The organism is Hydrogenovibrio crunogenus, from assembly GCF_004786015.1.
Taxonomy (GTDB): domain Bacteria; phylum Pseudomonadota; class Gammaproteobacteria; order Thiomicrospirales; family Thiomicrospiraceae; genus Hydrogenovibrio; species Hydrogenovibrio crunogenus.
The window spans coordinates 2383025-2402636 of the sequence record NZ_CP032096.1 but is presented as its reverse complement, the minus strand read 5'-3'; the positions used below and the strand labels follow the sequence as shown (position 1 = coordinate 2402636).

At 43.3% G+C, this 19612-nt stretch carries 18 protein-coding genes; 7 read left to right on the top strand and 11 right to left on the bottom strand.

Annotated elements, in window-relative coordinates:
- Nucleotides 1-3: 3 nt before the first annotated feature.
- The 3 genes from GHNINEIG_RS11405 to GHNINEIG_RS11395 all read right to left on the bottom strand — a co-directional run bounded on the left by GHNINEIG_RS11405 (nucleotide 4) and on the right by GHNINEIG_RS11395 (nucleotide 2886).
- Nucleotides 4-357 carry a putative quinol monooxygenase gene (locus GHNINEIG_RS11405; protein WP_135796747.1) on the bottom strand — a complete coding sequence of 118 codons (354 nt, stop codon included), beginning with the start codon at nucleotides 355-357 and terminating at the stop codon, nucleotides 4-6.
- A gap of 87 nt (nucleotides 358-444) precedes the next feature.
- Nucleotides 445-2280, bottom strand: a complete 1836-nt coding sequence (amt, locus tag GHNINEIG_RS11400) for an ammonium transporter (protein WP_135796746.1) — start codon at nucleotides 2278-2280, stop codon at nucleotides 445-447.
- Nucleotides 2281-2499: 219 nt separating this feature from the next.
- Entirely contained in the window at nucleotides 2500-2886 is a 387-nt protein-coding gene (locus GHNINEIG_RS11395; RefSeq protein WP_011371559.1) for a RidA family protein, read from the bottom strand.
- A gap of 224 nt (nucleotides 2887-3110) precedes the next feature.
- Here GHNINEIG_RS11395 and GHNINEIG_RS11390 point away from each other — a divergent pair, with 224 nt between their 5' ends.
- From GHNINEIG_RS11390 to GHNINEIG_RS11375, 4 genes are read left to right on the top strand one after another with little or no spacing between them, the layout of a single operon-like run.
- Entirely contained in the window at nucleotides 3111-4013 is a 903-nt protein-coding gene (locus tag GHNINEIG_RS11390; RefSeq protein WP_135796745.1) for a metal ABC transporter solute-binding protein, Zn/Mn family, read from the top strand.
- A 9-nt stretch (nucleotides 4014-4022) separates the two neighbouring features.
- Nucleotides 4023-4814: a metal ABC transporter ATP-binding protein gene (locus GHNINEIG_RS11385; RefSeq protein WP_135796744.1), complete on the top strand. Its 792-nt coding sequence runs from the start codon at nucleotides 4023-4025 to the stop codon at nucleotides 4812-4814.
- Nucleotides 4801-6204, top strand: a complete 1404-nt coding sequence (locus GHNINEIG_RS11380) for a metal ABC transporter permease (RefSeq protein ID WP_223260897.1) — start codon at nucleotides 4801-4803, stop codon at nucleotides 6202-6204. Before GHNINEIG_RS11385 ends, GHNINEIG_RS11380 begins: the two co-directional genes overlap by 14 nt.
- Nucleotides 6201-7091: a metal ABC transporter permease gene (locus GHNINEIG_RS11375; RefSeq protein WP_135796743.1), complete on the top strand. Its 891-nt coding sequence runs from the start codon at nucleotides 6201-6203 to the stop codon at nucleotides 7089-7091. The genes GHNINEIG_RS11380 and GHNINEIG_RS11375 overlap by 4 nt, the downstream gene beginning before the upstream one ends.
- A 34-nt stretch (nucleotides 7092-7125) precedes the next feature.
- On the opposite strand, the gene GHNINEIG_RS11370 is transcribed toward GHNINEIG_RS11375, so the two are convergent.
- The 8 genes from GHNINEIG_RS11370 to gmk form a co-directional block, all read right to left on the bottom strand.
- Complete coding sequence (locus tag GHNINEIG_RS11370; protein WP_135796742.1) at nucleotides 7126-9138, bottom strand: cache domain-containing protein; 2013 nt, start codon at nucleotides 9136-9138, stop codon at nucleotides 7126-7128.
- Nucleotides 9139-9364: 226 nt separating this feature from the next.
- Entirely contained in the window at nucleotides 9365-11524 is a 2160-nt protein-coding gene (locus GHNINEIG_RS11365) for a RelA/SpoT family protein (RefSeq protein ID WP_135796741.1), read from the bottom strand.
- 24 nt (nucleotides 11525-11548) lie between these two features.
- Entirely contained in the window at nucleotides 11549-11773 is a 225-nt protein-coding gene (rpoZ, locus tag GHNINEIG_RS11360; RefSeq protein WP_011371552.1) for a DNA-directed RNA polymerase subunit omega, read from the bottom strand.
- Nucleotides 11774-11893: 120 nt separating this feature from the next.
- On the bottom strand, nucleotides 11894-13114 hold the full coding sequence (locus GHNINEIG_RS11355; RefSeq protein ID WP_135796740.1) for a 3-deoxy-D-manno-octulosonic acid transferase: 1221 nt from the start codon (nucleotides 13112-13114) through the stop codon (nucleotides 11894-11896).
- A 29-nt stretch (nucleotides 13115-13143) separates the two neighbouring features.
- Nucleotides 13144-13890 carry a 3-deoxy-manno-octulosonate cytidylyltransferase gene (gene kdsB, locus GHNINEIG_RS11350; protein ID WP_135796739.1) on the bottom strand — a complete coding sequence of 249 codons (747 nt, stop codon included), beginning with the start codon at nucleotides 13888-13890 and terminating at the stop codon, nucleotides 13144-13146.
- A 73-nt stretch (nucleotides 13891-13963) separates the two neighbouring features.
- Nucleotides 13964-15037, bottom strand: coding sequence for an iron-containing alcohol dehydrogenase family protein (locus GHNINEIG_RS11345; protein WP_135796738.1), 1074 nt, complete (start codon nucleotides 15035-15037; stop codon nucleotides 13964-13966).
- A gap of 21 nt (nucleotides 15038-15058) precedes the next feature.
- A complete protein-coding gene (locus GHNINEIG_RS11340; protein ID WP_135796737.1) occupies nucleotides 15059-16243 on the bottom strand; it encodes a DegT/DnrJ/EryC1/StrS family aminotransferase in 1185 nt (394 codons plus the stop codon).
- A gap of 14 nt (nucleotides 16244-16257) precedes the next feature.
- Nucleotides 16258-16875: a guanylate kinase gene (gene gmk / locus GHNINEIG_RS11335; protein ID WP_135796736.1), complete on the bottom strand. Its 618-nt coding sequence runs from the start codon at nucleotides 16873-16875 to the stop codon at nucleotides 16258-16260.
- 153 nt (nucleotides 16876-17028) lie between these two features.
- On the opposite strand from gmk, the gene aroK reads away from it, so the two are divergent.
- Genes aroK through GHNINEIG_RS11320 form a run of 3 tightly spaced genes read left to right on the top strand, consistent with a single transcriptional unit; the run spans nucleotide 17029 to nucleotide 19569 of the window.
- Entirely contained in the window at nucleotides 17029-17553 is a 525-nt protein-coding gene (gene aroK, locus GHNINEIG_RS11330) for a shikimate kinase AroK (protein WP_135796883.1), read from the top strand.
- Between the two features lie 10 nt (nucleotides 17554-17563).
- Nucleotides 17564-18640 (top strand): 3-dehydroquinate synthase, encoded by a 1077-nt coding sequence (aroB, locus tag GHNINEIG_RS11325; protein WP_135796735.1) that lies wholly within the window; start codon nucleotides 17564-17566, stop codon nucleotides 18638-18640.
- Between the two features lie 38 nt (nucleotides 18641-18678).
- Nucleotides 18679-19569, top strand: coding sequence for a D-hexose-6-phosphate mutarotase (locus tag GHNINEIG_RS11320; protein ID WP_223260896.1), 891 nt, complete (start codon nucleotides 18679-18681; stop codon nucleotides 19567-19569).
- The last annotated feature ends 43 nt before the right edge of the window (nucleotides 19570-19612 follow it).

The window sequence follows — 19612 nt, the reverse complement described above, 5'->3', positions numbered from 1 at the left end:
ATTTTAGATCAAGAGGTTCGGCGCATCGTATTCTTCGGGCTCATCGGTGTAAATGCAAACATTCCAGTCTTGCGCTAATCCAGTTTTTGCCAAGCAATAGGTGTTGAAAAAATTGACGATTTCATCGCGTTGGCAATGTGCTTCAAACGCATCAAGGTCTGACCAGATTTCATTAAAAACGATGGGAAAGCTTTGGCCGTCTGCGTAGGGGTTAGGGAGTTGGCGCGTCACACGATACTGTAAGCAGCCATCTTCTCTTAAGGTGTTGGGTTCTAAGCTTTGCAGGACATGAAACAGCTCAGCTTCTTTCCCAGGTTTGGGGAGGAACTGAGCCAAGCAGTATACTTTTTTCGACATGGGTTTCTCATTAGATAAAGGCGTGGCTTTATTTTATCGAAATTCCTCTGCCGGATTGGAGGAATTTATAAAATGGATTGTCTGCCGTTAGGCTAATACCCACTGCCCTTTACCACGTCGTTTTGCTTCGTACATGGCCTTGTCGGCCTGGTTGAGAATGTCATCGATATGCTGTTTGCCGGAGGCATTAAATATTTTAAGACCAATGGATGCGCTTATTTGTCCTTCGGAATTGTTAGAAAGCAGGATGGGAGATCGCAATGCAGCGATTATTTTGTCAGCTACTTGAGCCGCAAAACTTTCATTCTGAATGTTTTCCAAGAGTACCACAAATTCATCGCCACCAAATCGCGCCGCTAGATCCGTTTTTCGAATAATTTTTTGAATACGCGCGGCCGCTTCTTTCAGTAAAGCGTCTCCGGCATTGTGACCATGTTGATCATTGATTGATTTAAACCCATCTAAATCGATAAATAAAATTGCATTGGATTGGGGGTGTCTATCAAGCCTTGCAATAGAGCGACCCAGTTCGTTGACGAGTAGTCGTCTTTTGGCCAGTCCTGTTAATTGGTCGTAATTGGCCATTTGATAACTTTCTTCAATCAGAGCTTCTTTTTCATCATTGAGTTGATTGAATGCTTGGGTCACATGGTTGTAGTAGGTTGCAATTAAAGAGGCATCAGAATAGGGTTCAACCATTATTTTTTTAGAAAAATCTTGTTGTTGCGCTTGGTTGTTCATGGCTTGTGCCAGATCAAACATGGATGTTGATGCTTGGTGTTCGCTGATATTCAGCCCCAATATTTCTTTCGATTCACTCACTCTCAATGGATAAAAGCGATTAATAACGCTTAAAAAGGTATAGCTGATTAAAAAGGTCAGCAATCCAACGACAATGATGCCAAGTAGTTGAATTTTAAACTGTTGCCAAAAACTTACTTCATCCACTAAAAAAGCCACGAGTAATGTGCCGGCAACGCCAGCGAATAAATGGACGGGCACGGCTTCAAGCGCATCATCAATTTTCCATTTAACCAGTAGTATTTTTCCAGACAAGTAAGCAAGATAGCCTAACATGCCGACTAGGATGGCAGCAGCTGGAGATGCAAGGTGGGCAGATGCCGTAATGGCCACTAAGCCGGCCAAGATACCATTAATGATGTCGATGACTTGGTAATAACCTGTATAAAAACGACTGATAATTAAGCCTGTAATGCCTCCAATCGCGCCTGCAATAAGGGTGTTTAAAATCACCTTTCCCGTTTCATAGTTTAGGGCGAGAACGCTTCCTCCGTTGAAGCCTATCCATCCCAGCCAAATGAGAAATACGCCTAGTGCGCTATAAGCTAAGTTCGCTTGTTCGAATGGATTTTCTTTGGTTTCAAACCGTCCTAAACGAGGGCCGATGATTAAAATGGCGGCTAAGGCAGCCCAGCCACCGACCGAATGCACAACTGTTGAACCTGCAAAATCAATAAAACCGAGCTGAGCTAACCAGCCGTCGCTATTCCAGATCCAATGTGCTTGCACAGGGTAAATAAACAGGGAAACAATCACTGCAATGATTAAATAGGAAGTGTATTTTGTCCGTTCTGCGATAGAGCCTGAAATGATGGTAACGGCGGTCGAAACAAACATGGCATGAAACAACGTGAGTATGAGTTCAGGCAGTGAGGTTTCATAGAAAAAGATCGGACTCCAGCCAAAGACTCCATGGTGGCTTGTGCCAAGCATGATGCTGGCCCCCACCACGACAAAAATCATAAAGGCAATTAAAAAATCGCTGACATTTTTGATAGCGGTTGAAATGGAATTTTTTGTTCGGGTGGCCCCTGCTTCAAGCGCAGTAAACCCTGGTTGCATAAGCGCTACCAAAACGGCACTGATTAAAACCCACAGAATATCAATTAATTGCTCACTCATCGCCGGATGCTCTCTTTACGATGTTTTTAAACAACAAGCAAGAAAAGAGCCTAAATTAATAAAAGCTTATATATCTAAGGGAAGTGATGATCAAGGTGTGTGTTAGTGAGATAGTGCGGGGGTTATTGTTCTATTATGATTCTTTTTTGGAAGATAGGGGTGCAATTGAGAGGAGGGTGCTTCGCTTTCTGAGTGAAAACGAAGCTGACAACGAACGGACTAGTATGATGAAAGCTCTAATACGCCATCCATTTCAACATCCGTACCTTTAGGCAGTTCTTTGACACCAACTGCAGCGCGAGCTGGGTATGGCTGTTGGAAGTATTGCGCCATTATTTCATTCACAGTAGCGAAATGACTTAAATCCGTTAAAAAGATGTTAAGTTTAACGATATCTTGCAAGGTACCACCTGCCGCTTCACACACGGCACTTAAATTATTAAACACTTGATGGATGCGCTCTGATATATCACCTTCTTTGACTTCCATGGTTTCCGGAATAAGGGCGATTTGACCAGATAGATAAACCGTACTCCCCACTTTGACCGCTTGAGAATAGGTACCAATGGCTTGTGGAGCTTTATCGGTTGAAATGATTTCACGCATGAGTAGTTTCCTTTTGATTAAATCTTTTTCGGCATGAATTTTAGCATAAATGAAACGCAAAGCGCTTTTGCCCTCATAAAATCTGATTGCTTAAATAAAAAATGGAGTTATTTAATTAAGTTAGGTGCTTTTTTCAAATAATTAACTGTGATAAGATTTTTAATTATTAGTCATGGCTAATTTTTTACTTAGGTTTATTTATTTTTTAAGGGTATTCGGGCTTTATGCACAATTTATGGAAGAAAAGTTGGTTAATCGGGTTGGTGTATATTCTAGGCTGGCAATCTTATGCTTTTGCGAAACCTTTAAATGTGGTGACAACGACCGGCATGATCGGAGATTTGGTCTTGAATATTGGTCAAGAGCATGTCGAGATGACAGCATTAATGGGAGTGGGGGTTGATCCACATTTATATAAGGCCACCCATGGAGATTTAAGACGATTACAGCAAGCGGATGTGATTTTCTATAATGGGTTACATTTAGAAGGCAAAATGCAAGAGGTGTTTGAAAAGTTGGCGCGTAAAAAACCTGTCTATGCGGTGACTCAGAATATCGACGAACATCGATTGCATCGCTTTGGAAAAGCGCATGATCCTCATGTTTGGTTTGACGTGGCTTTATGGCATACTGCAGGTCTGTTTGTGTTAGAGAAGTTGATTCAACATGACCCTCAGAATGAAACGTTTTATCGCCAAAATGCTGCACAATATTTAAAACGGTTATCTGAACTGGATCATTGGGTAAAGCGACAAGTCAGTCAAATTCCAAAGCAGCAACGGGTTTTGATTACGGCACATGATGCGTTCGGTTATTTTGGTACCGCCTATGATATGGAAGTGAGAGGCTTGCAAGGAATCAGTACGGCAACAGAATTCGGGTTGCATGATATTAAGGCATTAAAAGAACTGATTTTATCGCGAAAAATAAAAGCCGTTTTTGTTGAGTCCAGTGTCCCTAAACGGTTTTTAAAGTCCTTGGTAGCTGGAGTGAATGAAGTCGGTCAGCCGCTCAACATTGGCGGAGAGCTTTATTCTGATGCCATGGGGCTGTCAGGAACGCCAGAAGGCACTTATATTGGTATGGTTAAGCATAATGTCAATGTAATTGTTCAGGCACTGAAGTAAGGACATTAAATGAAAACAATTCAAAATTCCCCTCTGATTGTAAGTCAGCTGAGTATGCGCTACCACTATAAGCCTGTTCTGACAGATGTCAGTTTTCAGATTCCGGAAGGAAAAACGATTGCGGTGGTCGGGCCGAATGGCGCTGGAAAGTCTACCTTGTTAAAAGGGATTATGGGACTTGAACCGACAATGAGCGGTGAGGTTCAATTTTTTGGGCAGCCGCTCGAACAGAAGCGCTTAGCGGTTGCCTATGTACCACAAAGAGAAGAATCTGATTGGGATTTTCCTATTAATGTGATGGATGTTGTGTTGATGGGACGACATGGTCAGCTCAAATTTTGGCAACGGCCGTCTGCACAAGATGTGCTGATTGCCGAGCAAGCGTTAGAACAAGTGAGTATGTTGGACTTTAAAGACCGTCAAATCAATCAACTTTCTGGTGGGCAGCAACAACGTGTTTTCTTAGCAAGAGCATTGGCACAAAAAGCGAGTCTTTATTTAATGGATGAGCCATTTTCTGGCGTCGATGTGACGACGGAAAAGGCCATCATTGAGTTGTTTCGAAGTTTAAAAGCTGAAAATAAAACCATTGTATGCGTACATCATGACTTGAATACGGTGGGAGAATACTTTGATTGGGTCATATTAGTCAATGCCCGTCTGATCGCAGCCGGACCTGCCAATGAGGTTTTAACGCCGGAGAATTTGAATAAAACCTATGGCGGAAGATTATCGTTACTTAATGAGATGACCGAAAAACTTTACCGTTCGAATATTGACCGGGTGCATGATGATGGGTGATTTCAGTCCATATAATCCTTCTTATTGGGCGTTATTTGTTGAATTTTGGCAATTGAACGACCCGAATGCCGTTTGGGTGCTCATCGGATCAGCCTTGTTGGGCGTGAGTGCTTCTGTCATTGGCGGGTTTGCTTTTTTAAGAAAACGTTCTTTGATGGGCGATGCATTGGCACATGCCGCACTTCCCGGCGTGATGACGGCGTTTATTTTGTTTCACGCCAACACCCCCATTCTAATGTTTTTAGGTGCGGTAACGAGCAGTTTTCTAGGGTTGTTTTTGATGGACTGGTTACCTAAAAACACCAAAATAAAACCGGATGCGGCGATGGCGATTACGTTGTCATTTTTCTTTGCACTGGGGTTGATGGAGTTGTCCTATATTCAGGGACTGGAAGTGGCTGGAAAGTCAGGCCTGGACAAAATTTTATTCGGCCAAGCTGCCGCCATGCTGCCGCATGACATTTATTTACTATCCATTGTCGCTCTCGTCGTATTGGCTATGGTGGCGCTGTTTTTTCAAAAATTTCGTTTGATTGCATTTAATCGCTCTTATGCGAAATCAATTGGACTGAACATTCCTTTTTATGAAGTGTTATTGGCGCTTTTAATTGTGATGTCGGTGGTGATTGGGTTGCAGATTGTTGGCGTTGTATTAATGGCGGCGGTGTTGTTAACCCCGGTTGCGGCGGCCAAGTTTTGGAATCAGAATTTGTCAGCGATGTTGATGACAGCAGGCGTGATCGGCGCCATCAGTGGAGTGTTGAGCGCCAATATTTCTTATATGGCACCCGCGATGCCAACAGGGCCATGGATGGTGGTGGTTTTGTTTATATTGTTCTTAGTGTCCTTTTTGTTTGCCCCGCAAAAAGGATTGCTTTCCAACCTGGCTCAACAAAGACAATTACGCCGTCAAGTGTGTGAAGAAAATGTTTTGAGAACTTTTTATGTGTTAAATGAGCGTCACCCTGTTAACCAAGATAAAGCACAATCTAACATTGACTTGGGGTTGGCCTTTAGTGAAGAGGCGATTTTGGCTGCACGAGGTATGGCTATTAGTAAGTTAAAGAAAACCGTGCAACGATTAGAGCAAAAAGGGTTTTTGAAGCGAACAGATGATGTTGATGGGCTGCGTTTAACGGAAATGGGAGCTTTTCTGGCGATGACTTTAACACGCCGACACCGGTTATGGGAGAGCTATTTAACAGAACAGCTAGATATGGATACGGATAAAGTGCACCACTACGCTGAGCAGATTGAACATTTGTTGACGGATGAGGAAACCAAACAGCTAGAACAGGCGTTGGCTCAACAGGGCAAACGACAAGATCCGCATGGGCGAGAGATTCCTGAAAACCATGGCATGATTGCTAATAATGAGGGAACAAAATGATCAGCGATGTATGGATTATAGCGACTGCCAGTTTAGTGGCCATCAGTTGTTCTATGGTTGGGGTGTTCTTAGTGTTGCGCCGGATGAGTTTGTTGGGAGATGCCATCAGTCACTCTGTATTATTGGGAATCGTCTTGGCGTATTTGATTGCAGGCAGCCGGTCAGTGGTCGCGATGATGATAGGCGCGACGTTGATCGGATTGTTGACGGCTTGGCTTTCCAATGCATTGCACCGAGTCAGCAAAATACAAACAGATGCGAGTATTGGGATTATTTTTACCTGGTTTTTTGCCTTGGGGGTGATTTTAATTTCGGTTTATGCCGGCCAAGTCGATTTGGATCAGGAGTGTGTTTTATATGGTGAAATCGCCTTTGTTCCGTTTGATACGGTTATCTGGGGAGAGCAAGAGCTTGGGCCGCGCGCATTATGGATTATTGGTGGGGTCTTTCTAGTCAATCTCATTTTGATTGTATTGGCATTTGAACGCTTTAAGTTGGTGGCTTTTCATCCGGCTTTGGCACTCTCTCTGGGCGTCAGCGTTTCGTTTTGGCATTACCTTTTGATGACCATGGTGTCATTAACAACGGTCGCTTCATTTGATGCGGTGGGGGCGATTTTAGTGGTGGCCTTGCTGGTGATTCCGGCCAGCAGTGCCTATTTGTTGGCCAGCTCTTTAAAATCGATGTTATGGATGGCCGCAGGGTATGCTCAGGTGTCAGTTTTATTAGGGTATGCTATGGCGGTGTGGCTGGATAGTTCTATTGCGGCTTCCATTGCGGTCATGGCTGGCGTGTTATTGATTGTGACGGTTTTGTTGTTGCAATGGAAAAAACAATGGCGAGGTAGTCAAGTAAAAGAAGCGATGCTGGACGGGAAACTTCAATAAAAAATGCCCAGGCCTGGGCATTTTTTAATCTATTTTAGAAGCCTGTGAAGACAAGTGATAAGACGTTATTCTCATAGCCATCGCCATTTTTATATTCACGATACCCCTCGCTCATTTTGTAGCCTAAGATAAAGCGCTGATCTTTAATATGCCAGTTCATGGAGCCTGCATCGCCATTCTGGCAATGCTTCACCTTATCCGGAAGGTCTATGAAGTCGCCAATTTGGTACTGATCGGAAGTGCTGGCGATGATTTCACCCTCAACAGTCGTAAAGAGACTGAAAGTTGATTCATCCACCTCTTTGTTGACATAAGTCGGTTTGGTGTCTTCCAGCATGGCTTGGAATTCAGGCTTACTGTCAAACACCAGAGCAATACCACCGACGTTCTTATGCTCGCTATGCCAGTGTTTTACTGCGGCATGATAGATATAGGTGTATTGCCCATCATATAGCTCGGTTTTATGGAAATTGGAAACCACATAAGCTTGTGTATCTTGTATGGATAGGCAAGAAGAGGTGTCTTGTGGTTGAGGTAAAATCGTATCGACTAAATGCCCTTCTGCGGGGTTGGAAACGGCAATGATCTTTCCTTTTCTGTCATACAACATGATATTGGTGTAAACGGTGTACAGCTGGTTGATGTATTGCAGGATATCTGTCAGAACCTCGGTTTCTTCTTCGCCAACAGGCGCTTTGTCTTGATGGTCACTCAGAATCTTTCTGAAGGTGCTGTTGAGTGCCCACCAGCGGCAATCATTCGCGCGTTCGTATAGATTTCGATCCATGATTTCGACTGCCAAAGTCGCACTGAAGCTGACTTTATTCTGGATGGTTTCTACTAACACTGTATGAATATGGTGAATAAAGTCACTGAAAATGGTTTGAATGTCTTTACTGATGTCTTGAAAGCTGTCTAACACCGGTAAAAATGATTTCACATCTTTTTTTAGAGAGGTGATTTTGCCATTCAGAATAACGATTAGCAGCAGGGTGCTGACTTTTAAATTGGTTTCATCCAAGTCTTTTAGATAAATTGGGGAATCTTGTTCTATCACCACGCCTAAGTCATCGCTTGATTCGCTGCCGGAAAAAGCAACATTATGCGAAGCATGGGTGTGGCAAAACCATGGCAGTCCTTTAAAACCTTGGTAACCATGTGTTTGCGTGGTGTAATTTAAGCCTTGATCATTCCCTTGAGGGGTGTGCATTTGCGTTGGCGGTGGCATTTTTTTGCCCAATGGATGTTGTGATGGCGTATTACTGGCGATAACAGTGCCTTTATCATCCAATAACATGATTTCATAACCTTCTTCCGCACTGCTTAGTTTTGGAAAAATGGACGCCATTTCTTCTTCAAATTCGAAGCTTAAACAAAGTACGCCAACCACTTTGGATTCGCCATTTTGAGTGGATTCAATTCGTTTGGCATAAATTAAGCTGTTAGGCTTGTTCGGAAATAAGTCTGAGGGTCTATAAACTTCTAAATAAGGTTCGTTGGTGGTCAACGCTTCCTGAATGATCGGGTCGTTGCTGCGGGTCACCGGGTTGTTTGGGTTCAGTTTTGCTTTCACTTCACCTGAGGGAGTGAGTAATAGAATGTCGTCATAAACACTGTATTTAGCAACATACTCTTCAATGCGACGATGAATAAACTCTTGATCCTGTTCAGTGGTTTCAGGTTGTGCTAAGTATTCAACCAAGTCATCATCGGTGGCTAGAAAACCAACATCGGCGGTTCTTTCAAATAAATTACGAATTAAAATATCAATGGTAGCTTGGGATTTTAGGATAATTTCACTATTGGCTCGGTTGAGGTAACGCCCGACAAGCTCATCGATCATTAAGTTACGAAGACTCTGAAATTCTTTTTGAGTGTCGACAATGGATTCAAGTAACTGTGGGTCAATGTTTTCATTGTTGATTTTTCCGACCATTGCGACGGTTGTCCACCAAAGGTCCTGGTGCTCGAGCTCCCCTAAGTAACGTTTTACTTCCGGTAAGTATTGCGTATAGTTTTTTAGATTTTGTGAAGCGTTCAATTCCATTTCATCTTCGCTATTTAAGTGTCAAACTTGTAACTTTTTCCACATTTTCTTAGTGGGTGAAAAATCATATTAGTAAACACTTAAGCATATTGAGTGCCAGTATGGGGTTTTTAAAAAGAATCAAAGCAATGGGGCTACATTAAAGCTTTTTAAAGACAATAAAAGCGAATCAATTTAATGCAGGATTGCTGGGAGGGGGTGGAAATGATTTATTTTGGTGCGCGGATTATAAGCGTTGAATTTTCTCGACAATCGGAAGTCGCTTTAACTTTCTCATGACATCCGCTAAATGTTTTCGGGTATGCACGCGAACGACAATGTTCATTAAGCTATAGGTTTCGTCTTTGTCTTCTGAGCGCACTCGGTCGATATCGGTTTTCATCTCTGCAATGTTGCTGGCAACCGTTGCTAATGCCCCACGCCGGTTTAAAATTTCAAGCTGAAGTTCCACATCAAAGGTTTGGGTGATGTTTTCTTCCCAGTTCACATCCAGCCATTTTTCAGGGTGGTTTTTGAACTGTTTAACGTTTTTACATTCTTGTCGATGGATCACTAATCCTTTTTCAGCACTGATGAAGCCGATGATTTCATCTCCTGGAATTGGGTGGCAACAGCCTGCATAATTGACTGCCATGCCTTCGGTTCCAGAGATGACCAAAGGTTGAGAGGGGTCTTCAACTGCGTGTGACTTTAATATAGAATCCTCTGAGCCAAGAACCACATCATGGATTTGTTTGGCAACGAGGTTTGCTAGGCGTTTGCCCAGGCCGATTTCTTCTAACAAGTGATCCCAGCTTTCCAGCTTAAACTCGACCACGATGCCTTCTCGGATGACATCTGTTAAACCGGTATAAGACATATTGAAGTTACGTAACCCTTTTTCAAGGAGTCTTTTTCCAAGTGCTTGGGCAGAGGCAGATTGTTGATTTTTTAAGAATGCTCGGATTTGTGAACGTGCTTTGGCCGTGGTAACAAATTGTAACCAAGAAGGGTTGGGTTGTAATTCTTTGCTGCGAATGATTTCAACAGTCTGTCCGCTTTCCAAATGGGTTCTAAGGGGAATTAGCTTCTTATCAACGCGACAACCAACGGTTCCATGTCCTACATTGGTGTGGACGGCATAGGCGAAGTCAACAGCCGTCGCGCCTGCGGGTAAGGTAATGATATCGCCTTTCGGGGTAAAAACATAAATGACATTTGGGAAAAGGTCTATTTTGACATTTTCCAAGAAGTCTAAAGAATTACCTGCACCCTGCTGAATTTCGAGCAGATTTTTTACCCATTCTTGAGCTCGGATTTCAACCGCAGAAAGCGGTTGTTCTATCGGGCGTCCTTCTTCGGTGGCATCTTGTTTGTAAACCCAGTGTGCTGCGATTCCGTGTTCAGACACTTCATGCATTTCATTTGTACGAATCTGAATTTCAATGTAGGCTCCAAATGGGCCGAAGAGTACGGTATGTAAAGATTGATAACCATTCGATTTAGGGATGGCGATATAGTCTTTAAAGCGACCAGGAAAGGGTTTGTAAAGTGAATGAACCGACCCCAGTACGCGATAGCATTCATCGGCTGTATTGACCACAACTCGGAAGGCAAAAATATCGAGAATCTCATCAAAGCTGAGATGCTTGTATTTCATTTTTTTATAAAGGCTATATAAATGTTTTTCACGACCAATGACATTGGCGGGAATATTTTCGTCATGAAGTCGATTGGTAATGGCTTCATTAATCTGTTCTACAATTTCCGCTCGGTTACCACGTGCTTTTTTAACGGCGCGCTCTAGTACGGCAAATCGAAACGGGTGCATGGCCTTAAAGCCAAGATCTTCAAGTTCGATACGAATGGCATTGATCCCTAAGCGAGCTGCGATAGGAGCATAAATTTCAAGCGTTTCGCGTGCAATTCGACGTTGTTTATCTGGACGCATTACGCCTAATGTACGCATATTATGAAGTCGGTCGGCCAGCTTGATTAAAATGACGCGAATATCTCGCGACATAGCCAGTACCATTTTACGGAAATTTTCTGCTTGTGCTTCTTGAGGGTTATCGAATTCAAGTTTACCAAGCTTGGTAACACCATCAACAATCTCGGCCACATTTTCGCCGAATCGATCAATGATATCTTCTTTGGTATAAGGAGTGTCCTCAACCACGTCATGCAAGATTGCAGCAATCAAGCTTTCATGGTCAAGTTGGATGTCGGCCAGAATTTCGGCTACAGCAACAGGGTGCCAGATATAGGCGCCTCCTGTTTTGCGCATTTGCCCTTTGTGTGCCTCTGCCCCGAATTCAAAAGCGGCTTTTATTTGCTTAAGGTGTCTTTTCTTAAGATAGACCGATGCTTTTTCGATTAAGTCATCAAGGGAGGTTGGGGTGGGCATAAAAAGGGTCTGGACTCCTGTTAATTATCCGAAAAAAGGAGGGGTATCAGGGTCGGACATGACGACTTCTTTGTTAATCGTGTTTTCCGCTAGTTCACGTAATGCCATTACAGTCGGCTTGTCTTTATCCCAGTCTAATGTTGGTTCTGCGCCATTTGATAGTTGACGAGCTCGTTTAGAGCTTAAAATAACCAGTTCAAAACGATTTTCAACTTGATCTAAACAATCTTCTACAGTTACGCGTGCCATTTATAATTAGTCCTTAAAATTCAGTAAATTACTATTTTACCGAATTATAGGCGGGAGTTTCAATTTAATAATGACTATTTCAACAGAAAAACATGGAATATGTTTAGAGTTTGCGAGAACTTATTTGACACCTAGTGCTTTTAAATAATCCTTTAAGATGTGTGATTGGGAGGTGATGACTTGATAAGCCGCTTCTCCCATTACTTGTCGTTGAATTTCGTCATTCAGTAAGGAAGGTAGGATTTTTTCCATCTCTTCAATGTGATTAACTTGAATAAGTGCATTTTGTTTTAATAATAATTTCGTTTCAGCTTCAAAATCAGACATATCTGGCCCTGTGATGATAGGGGCTTTGACGGCTGCGGGTTCCAGAACATTATGCCCGCCTTTTGGTACAAAAGCCCCCCCCATTATCACCAGCTTGGCATGTGCATATAAGGGCATCAAGGCGCCGATTTGATCATCTAAATATATTTGGATTTCATCGGTGATGGGTTCATTGAGACTGAAAACTGCAATCTGTTTTCGATAAGGCGAAAGTGCTTTTAAGATTTGGTCTCGGCGTTTCGGGTGTCTGGGAACGATAACAAGTAGCTCCGGCCGGTTAAGTGTTAACCACATCGCAACCAGTTGTTGCTCTTCATTGTGGTGAGTTGATGCGGCTAATACATAGTCTTTTTTAATGATTGCAGGATAATGGGGTTGATCCATCAAGCCGGCATATTTTAAATTATCCAACACTTTTATTTTGTCGCTAGGACAACCTAATGCCATGAAACGGTCAGCTTCAGTTTGACTGCGTGCTAAAACTTGGCTGACAAATTGAAGCGTTTTACGATAAGTCGTTTTGAGCCATGCAGGGCTAGTTAAAGTTTTTCGCGAGAGTCGGGCATTGATCAGGGTGATCGAAACGCCTTTTTTGTTTGTCAGTCGGTAGAGGTTTGGCCAAATCTCCGTTTCAACCACCCAAAGTGATTTTGGAGTATAGGTCTTTAAAAAATTTTGGATGGCATAAGGCCAGTCAAAAGGCAAGTAGCAGTGGTGGACCGAGTCTGAAAAGAGGTTTTGAACCAAATCAGCGCCGGTCGGGGTGCTGGTTGTGATTAAGATTTCTTCCAACGGAATCAAGTGTTTGATAAGCGGTTCAGAGGCCTTCACCTCTCCCACTGAAGCACAATGAATCCACAGTGGAGAGGGTGGTTCTTTTTTTGGCTCCTTTGAAAACCCAAATCCCAATCGCTGTAAAAGAAATCGTTTGCCACCTCTTCGTTTAAAAGCTTCAACGGTAATGATTAAGATAATCACAGGGCTGAGTAAGCGAATCAGGGATTGATAAATCATCTAGGCCTTCGCATATTTAATAGAACGGGTTAATGACCCGCGTTCAAAAGTGCTTCCATCATTTCGATATCGCCCGGTAAATCGACTTCAGGTGAGTCCCATTCACTTTCAACCACTTTGATTTTATGGCCATATTCGAGTGCACGAAGTTGTTCAAGTTTTTCGATGTCTTCCAGTTGACCCATCGGCAGGGTATTAAAAAGATCCACAAAGCGCTTGGTATAGGCATAGACCCCTAAATGTTTAAAGGAATCATGATCCCAATAGTCGCGACCATGAGGAATGGTTGCACGAGAGAAGTAAAGTGCAAATCCATTGGTGTCTGTGACCAGCTTAACGTCTTTCGGGCTGGTAATTTCCGCTTCATTAACGATTTTAAAAGAAAGGGTGCTCATTTCAAACGAACCATCGTAATCGGCTGCTTTGAAAGGGGCGATAACCGCTTCAATCGAACCTTGATTGACAAGCGGCTGGTCGCCTTGAACATTGACAATCAGGTCGTCTTCTTTTAAATCCAACGCCTGCGCGGCTTGAGCAATTCGGTCTGTACCCGATTCCGCTTCAGGAGGGGTCATGACAACGTTGCCACCGAATTTTTCAACCACTTCTTTAATGCGGTCGTCATCGGTCGCGACGTAGACGGCTTCAATGCCCGTTGCTTTTGAAATGCGCTCAAAAACATGTTGGATCATCGGTTTGCCATTAATTAATTTAAGCGGTTTACCAGGTAATCTTGAAGAGCCATAACGAGCAGGAATAAAGACGTAAGTGTTCATAAAAATCCTTAAAAGAAGCGAACGTACCTTACAGTCTTAGGTTGAAAGACTGTAAGTGACAGAATGGACGAAATTACATTTTTAGATAAAGCGAACGCAACAATTCTGGGGTGACTTTTTCTTTCCAGTCAGGGCCGTATACATTATCCCAAAGCGGTGCCATGCCAGACGAAACCTGAATCATTTTATCCATTTCCGCATCTGTTAAATCTTTACAAACGTTTTTCGGCAAGGTGATATTGTGCTTATCCAGCATTTTTCTAAAGGTCTTAACACCTTCTGGGTAAAAGTCATCTAGGGCATTAAACGCAATACAGTTACCGATGCCGTGGTGATACCCCATGACATAAGATAAACCATAAGATAAAGCATGACAGGCACCCACTTGGCTATACGCAATAGATTGGCCGCCCATATAAGATGCCATCATTAATTTTTCATCTGAATCCGGATGGTCTTCTAAAAAGACTTGGTGACAAAGCTCAGAAGATTTTTCACCAAATGCACGAGCAAACTCATTGATGTAAGTACCATTCAGGGCTTCCACATTATGAATATAGCAGTCCATTCCTGTATAGAACCATTGATCTTTTGGCACACCGGCAATCAAGTCAGGGTCCATGATGATTTGATCGAATACCGTATGGTCGGAGTTCATGCCCAATTTCTTATCCGGTCCGGTTAAAACCGTTGTTCTTGACGCTTCGGCACCTGTTCCAGAAATGGTTGGAATGCCAACGTGATGAACCGCTGGATTTTTGATTAAATCCCAACCTTGGTATGAAGCGGCGCCACCTGGATTTGTAAGTAGCAATGCCACGGCTTTACCGATGTCGAGAGAAGATCCACCGCCGATGCCGACTACGCTGACAGGATTTTTGCCTTTGCCAAACGCTTGAACCTGTTCGGTTAAAGCATCCACATAGGTGGTTTTAGGTTCATCGGTAACATCCAGCCAGATAACGAGGTCTTGTGCTTGATTGGGTAGGCGTTCTTTTAAAGGTTTGTCCTTATGAACTTCGTCTACCAAAAAGACAACAAAATCGTCTGGCTTTTGACGCTCTTCGGTTAAAACATCATCGAGTTGATCAAAAGAGCCTCGGCCAAAAATCATTCTCGGAACGGTTTTAAAATTACGATGTTTCATTGTGGAATTCCTTTAAAAATCTTATTTAAATACTTTTGCAAATGCATCAATACGCTGCTGAATATCCGCTTCCGACCAAGATAAATTAATCAGCATTGAAAACGTTCGGCTCATAATATCATCTGATTTAGGTGTTTTCACTTGCGTATAGTCAGGTCGATCAGCAATGAGTTCGATCGGCAATTTAGCTGGCCCTTTCATATTCTGAATATGCGTCCAGTTTTTCAGGTAATGCCAGTTGTTTGCATACCAATAGAAAACCGCAGGAATGTTTTCTTCTGCTAATGCTTTCACGACTTCTTTTGCACGTGCTTCTGTGGGCATAATCACGCTTAAAAATCCGGCATTGTCTCCTGCTTCATCAGGGATGACGCGGAAAGCCACTTCTTCATACTGTGATAACGCTTCTTTCAGTGCTTTTTTGTTTTTACGTTGAATCTCAAGAATGCGGTCTAACTTTTTCCATTGTGCGACCCCGACTGCAGCGTTCATTTCGGAGATGCGATAGTTGCTTCCCATGATAGGGTGGCTTTCTGCGCCTCGATCCATACCAATGTGATCATGCCCATGGTCAGAATATTGGTGAGCGTGGTTGTAGATTGTTTCGTCGTTGGTCAGTACGGCACCCCCTTCCCCGCAAGAAATGGTTTTAACCGAGTCGAATGAAAGGGTTCCAACTTGGCCTAGGGTTCCGAGAGCCTTGCCTTTATAGGTTCCACCTGTTGCTTGACACGCATCTTCCAGTAAGACAAGATTGTGTTTGTCACAGACAGCTTTGACGTCATCCATGTGCCCCATCGAACCGCACATGTGAACAAAGTTGACCGCTTTGGTTCGAGGGGTGATAACCGCTTCAATGCCTTCTGCAGAAAGGGTTAAGGTTTCATCGATTTCTGCAAAAACAGGAATCGCGCCAGCCAATACAATGGCTTCTACTGACGCAACAAAGGTGAAAGGAGGAACAATGACTTCATCTCCCGCGCCAATGCCTGCTGAAGCAAGTGCCGTTGAGAGAGCTGTTGTGCCACTGGAGACAAGATGTGCGTGGTTGACTTGAAGCGTGTCGCAAATCATTGATTCTAATTCGCGTGCTTTCCAGACATCATTTCTCATGCCATCAAAGTTGTAGCGGAAAGTGAAGCCCTTTTCCATGACTTCATTTACTTGTTGTTTTTCCGTCTCGTCAAAGAGTTCAAAGCCAGGCATTGAATAGGTTCCTTTTAATGTTGTTGGGTGAGTTCATTAATCATCACGTTATGCTTTTCATATTGTTTCGCACACGCTTGGCGATTGGCCAAAAAAATACTGTGTAATTCTGCAAGAGCGGTATCAAAATGATTATTGATGACCAGATAATCAAATTCATTGAAATGTTTCATTTCGTTAACGGCGTCAGACATTCGGCGTTCAATGACTTCTTCGCTGTCCGTTCCTCGGCCTTTTAATCGTTTTTCAAGTTCTTTAAGGCTAGGCGGTAAAATAAAAATGCTGACGGCGTCTGGAATTAATTTTCTTACTTGTTGTGCGCCTTGCCAGTCTATTTCTAAGATGACGTCTTTGTCTTCTGCCAGTTTGCTTTCGACAACGCTTTTAGAGGTGCCGTAATAATTATCAAACACTTGCGCATGCTCTAAAAAATCATTTTCCGCCACTTTTTGTTTGAAAGCGTCGACTGAAAGAAAGACGTAATTGATGCCATCTTCTTCACCAGGTCGTTTTGGGCGAGTGGTGCTTGAAATAGATACTTGGATTCGACTGTCTTTCTCGGTCAACTTGCTTACGAGTGACGTTTTACCAGCCCCTGAGGGTGCAGAGATAATATAAAGAGAACCCGCCATTTTAATTCCTTACGTCTGTCTTCTTATCTTTTTAAAGAGGCGAAAGCGTTCTTGCTTGGCGCTCTAACGGAGAGGCAGATACCTTGCCCATTTCGGCACAACATTTTAACAGAGTTTACCTAAAATTGTTGTGATTAGGCTACAATAGTGTCTATGCATAGAGAAAGTATTTTTTTAGTAGGACCCATGGGGGCTGGTAAGTCGACTGTCGGCCGTTTTTTAGCTGATAAGCTGCATTATCAGTTTTTAGACAGCGATCACGTAATAGAAGATAAAACGGGCGCGACGATTCCAATGATTTTCGATATTGAAGGGGAATCAGGGTTTCGTGCGCGCGAAAAGGTCGCGATTGATGACTTGACGCAACGGTCAGAAATTGTGCTTGCCACAGGCGGGGGGGCTATCTTAAACCCTGAAAACCGTAAAAATTTGCGCTCGAGAGGGTTCGTGGTCTACTTGAAATCCTCGGTGGATGCTTTGGTCCAACGAACCCGACATGATCGTAACCGTCCGTTGTTACAAACGGAAAACCCGGAACAGGTTTTAAGAAAGCTGATTGAAGAACGTGGTCCCTTGTATGAAGAAGTGGCCGATCTGGTAATTCAAACCGAACAGGTTTCCGTTCACCGTGTGGTTAAGCAGATTCTGGATAAGTTGGCAGAGCAGAAAATCATTTAAGGAAAAGAGATTGAAGACACTAACAGTTGAACTGGGGGAAAGAAGTTACCCTATTTTTATTGGACAGGGTTTGTTAGGGCAAGCCGAACTGGTGAAACCCTATGTGACCGGAACGCAGGTTCTTATTGTCTCTAATACCACCGTTGCCCCTTTGTACTTGGAGAAAGCGAAGCAAGCCTTTTCAGAGTATGACGTTAAAACCGTTATTTTGCCGGATGGAGAACAGTATAAAAACCTAGACGTTTTGAATCAGATTTTTGATGTGGCAATTGAAAACCGTTTTGACCGAAAATGCACTTTCGTGGCATTAGGTGGTGGGGTTATCGGTGATATGACTGGATTTGCGGCCGCCTCTTATCAACGAGGGGTGAATTTTATTCAAATCCCGACCACCCTGCTGTCACAAGTTGACTCTTCTGTGGGCGGCAAGACCGGCGTAAATCACCCGAAAGGCAAAAACATGATCGGCGCTTTTCACCAACCGGAATGCGTTGTTATTGACACCGATACCTTGAATACCCTGGAAGACAGAGAGTTGTCGGCGGGGCTTGCCGAGGTTATTAAGTATGGCTTGATTGTTGATTATCCATTTTTTGAATGGTTAGAACAAAATCTACCAGGCCTGATGGCAAGAGATCCTGTGATTTTAGCTGAAGCGATCGAGCGTTCTTGTCAGAATAAAGCGACGATTGTGGCAAAAGATGAAAAAGAAGCGGGTTTGCGTGCGCTATTTAATCTGGGGCACACCTTTGGTCATGCCATTGAAGCTGGAATGGGATACGGTAATTGGTTGCATGGTGAAGGAGTCAGTGCCGGCATGATGCAAGCAGTTTATCTGTCAAAGTTAATGGGAGATTTAACGCAAACAGACCAGGAACGAATTGCTGCCATTTTGCAATCAGCTCATTTGCCGGTTATGCCGCCTAAAGAAATGAGTGTTCAGCAATTTCTAGATTTAATGGCCGGTGATAAAAAAGTACAGGCGGGTCAAATTCGGTTGGTTTTATTGAAAGCGATTGGACAGGCCTATGTGACTGGAGAGTATCCTTCGGAGTTATTGGAACGCACCTTGATTGAGTATCGTTAACTCTTGATTAAGAGGTGGAAAGAGGAGTGTTAGCAGAAATGATTCAGCAATTTGAAGCCACAGGTGTTCATCTTTCCATGCGAGAGCAGTTAATGATGATTGAGGTCGAAAACGATTTCGCTAAGGCCACAATTACGCCACATGGGGCATCTGTTCTAAGTTTTATACCGAAGAGCGGCAATACATCTGGGCAGGATCTGTTGTGGGTATCCGATACGGCTGTGTATACGGGAGAAAAACCGGTTCGCGGCGGCATTCCTGTTTGTTGGCCTTGGTTTGGTGTGTCACAAGAAGCAGGGCTTCCTGCGCATGGGTTTGTCCGTAATCGAGTTTGGCATTTAGACAGCGTGCGAAACTTGGATGCGGGCGTGACGGAAGTCGTCTTAATGCTTGAGTCGGATGACGCTTCTTTGGCTATCTGGCCACATGCTTTTCGATTGGAGCTAAAAATAGAAATCGGAACCGAGCTGGTAATGACGCTGATAACGCATAACCTGAATGATCATGATATTGAAGTGACCGAGGCTTTTCATTCTTATTTTACGGTTTCAGATGTTGAATCAATTGAGGTAGAAGGGTTGGCACCTAGTTTCTGTTATGACAAATTAACCAATGCCGATCCTGTTGAGCAGACAGATGTTTTAAAGATTGCTCCTCCTATCGATTCCGTTTTTATTGACCAGGTGGGCCTAGTTAAAATCAAAGACGCCCAGCTCCGAAGAGCCATTTGTATAGAAAAGGGTAATGGTCGTTCTTCGGTGGTGTGGAATCCTGGGCCGGAAATTATCAAGGGATTTGCTGACATGCCGAATGATGCTTGGCCAAGTATGTTATGCGTTGAGGCCGGTAATGTATTGCAAAATGCGGTCTGGATTCCAAGTGGCGAGAAGCATAAATTTATTATGAAGCTTTATGTGGAAGACGTTTAATAAAAACAAATGTTGGATATAAAAAAACAGCGCCAATGGCGCT

What these genes read in the sequence shown, in the direction of transcription:
- GHNINEIG_RS11345 (WP_135796738.1), bottom strand. Translation starts at nt 15,037, where the DNA reads ATGAAACATCGTAATTTTAAAACCGTTCCGAGAATGATTTTTGGCCGA.
- gmk (WP_135796736.1), bottom strand. Translation starts at nt 16,875, where the DNA reads ATGGCGGGTTCTCTTTATATTATCTCTGCACCCTCAGGGGCTGGTAAA.
- GHNINEIG_RS11380 (WP_223260897.1), top strand. Translation starts at nt 4,801, where the DNA reads ATGATGATGGGTGATTTCAGTCCATATAATCCTTCTTATTGGGCGTTA.
- aroK (WP_135796883.1), top strand. Translation starts at nt 17,029, where the DNA reads ATGCATAGAGAAAGTATTTTTTTAGTAGGACCCATGGGGGCTGGTAAG.
- GHNINEIG_RS11390 (WP_135796745.1), top strand. Translation starts at nt 3,111, where the DNA reads ATGCACAATTTATGGAAGAAAAGTTGGTTAATCGGGTTGGTGTATATT.
- kdsB (WP_135796739.1), bottom strand. Translation starts at nt 13,890, where the DNA reads ATGAACACTTACGTCTTTATTCCTGCTCGTTATGGCTCTTCAAGATTA.
- GHNINEIG_RS11385 (WP_135796744.1), top strand. Translation starts at nt 4,023, where the DNA reads ATGAAAACAATTCAAAATTCCCCTCTGATTGTAAGTCAGCTGAGTATG.
- GHNINEIG_RS11370 (WP_135796742.1), bottom strand. Translation starts at nt 9,138, where the DNA reads ATGGAATTGAACGCTTCACAAAATCTAAAAAACTATACGCAATACTTA.
- GHNINEIG_RS11355 (WP_135796740.1), bottom strand. Translation starts at nt 13,114, where the DNA reads ATGATTTATCAATCCCTGATTCGCTTACTCAGCCCTGTGATTATCTTA.
- GHNINEIG_RS11365 (WP_135796741.1), bottom strand. Translation starts at nt 11,524, where the DNA reads ATGCCCACCCCAACCTCCCTTGATGACTTAATCGAAAAAGCATCGGTC.
- rpoZ (WP_011371552.1), bottom strand. Translation starts at nt 11,773, where the DNA reads ATGGCACGCGTAACTGTAGAAGATTGTTTAGATCAAGTTGAAAATCGT.
- GHNINEIG_RS11340 (WP_135796737.1), bottom strand. Translation starts at nt 16,243, where the DNA reads ATGCCTGGCTTTGAACTCTTTGACGAGACGGAAAAACAACAAGTAAAT.
- amt (WP_135796746.1), bottom strand. Translation starts at nt 2,280, where the DNA reads ATGAGTGAGCAATTAATTGATATTCTGTGGGTTTTAATCAGTGCCGTT.
- GHNINEIG_RS11395 (WP_011371559.1), bottom strand. Translation starts at nt 2,886, where the DNA reads ATGCGTGAAATCATTTCAACCGATAAAGCTCCACAAGCCATTGGTACC.
- GHNINEIG_RS11320 (WP_223260896.1), top strand. Translation starts at nt 18,679, where the DNA reads ATGATTCAGCAATTTGAAGCCACAGGTGTTCATCTTTCCATGCGAGAG.
- GHNINEIG_RS11405 (WP_135796747.1), bottom strand. Translation starts at nt 357, where the DNA reads ATGTCGAAAAAAGTATACTGCTTGGCTCAGTTCCTCCCCAAACCTGGG.
- GHNINEIG_RS11375 (WP_135796743.1), top strand. Translation starts at nt 6,201, where the DNA reads ATGATCAGCGATGTATGGATTATAGCGACTGCCAGTTTAGTGGCCATC.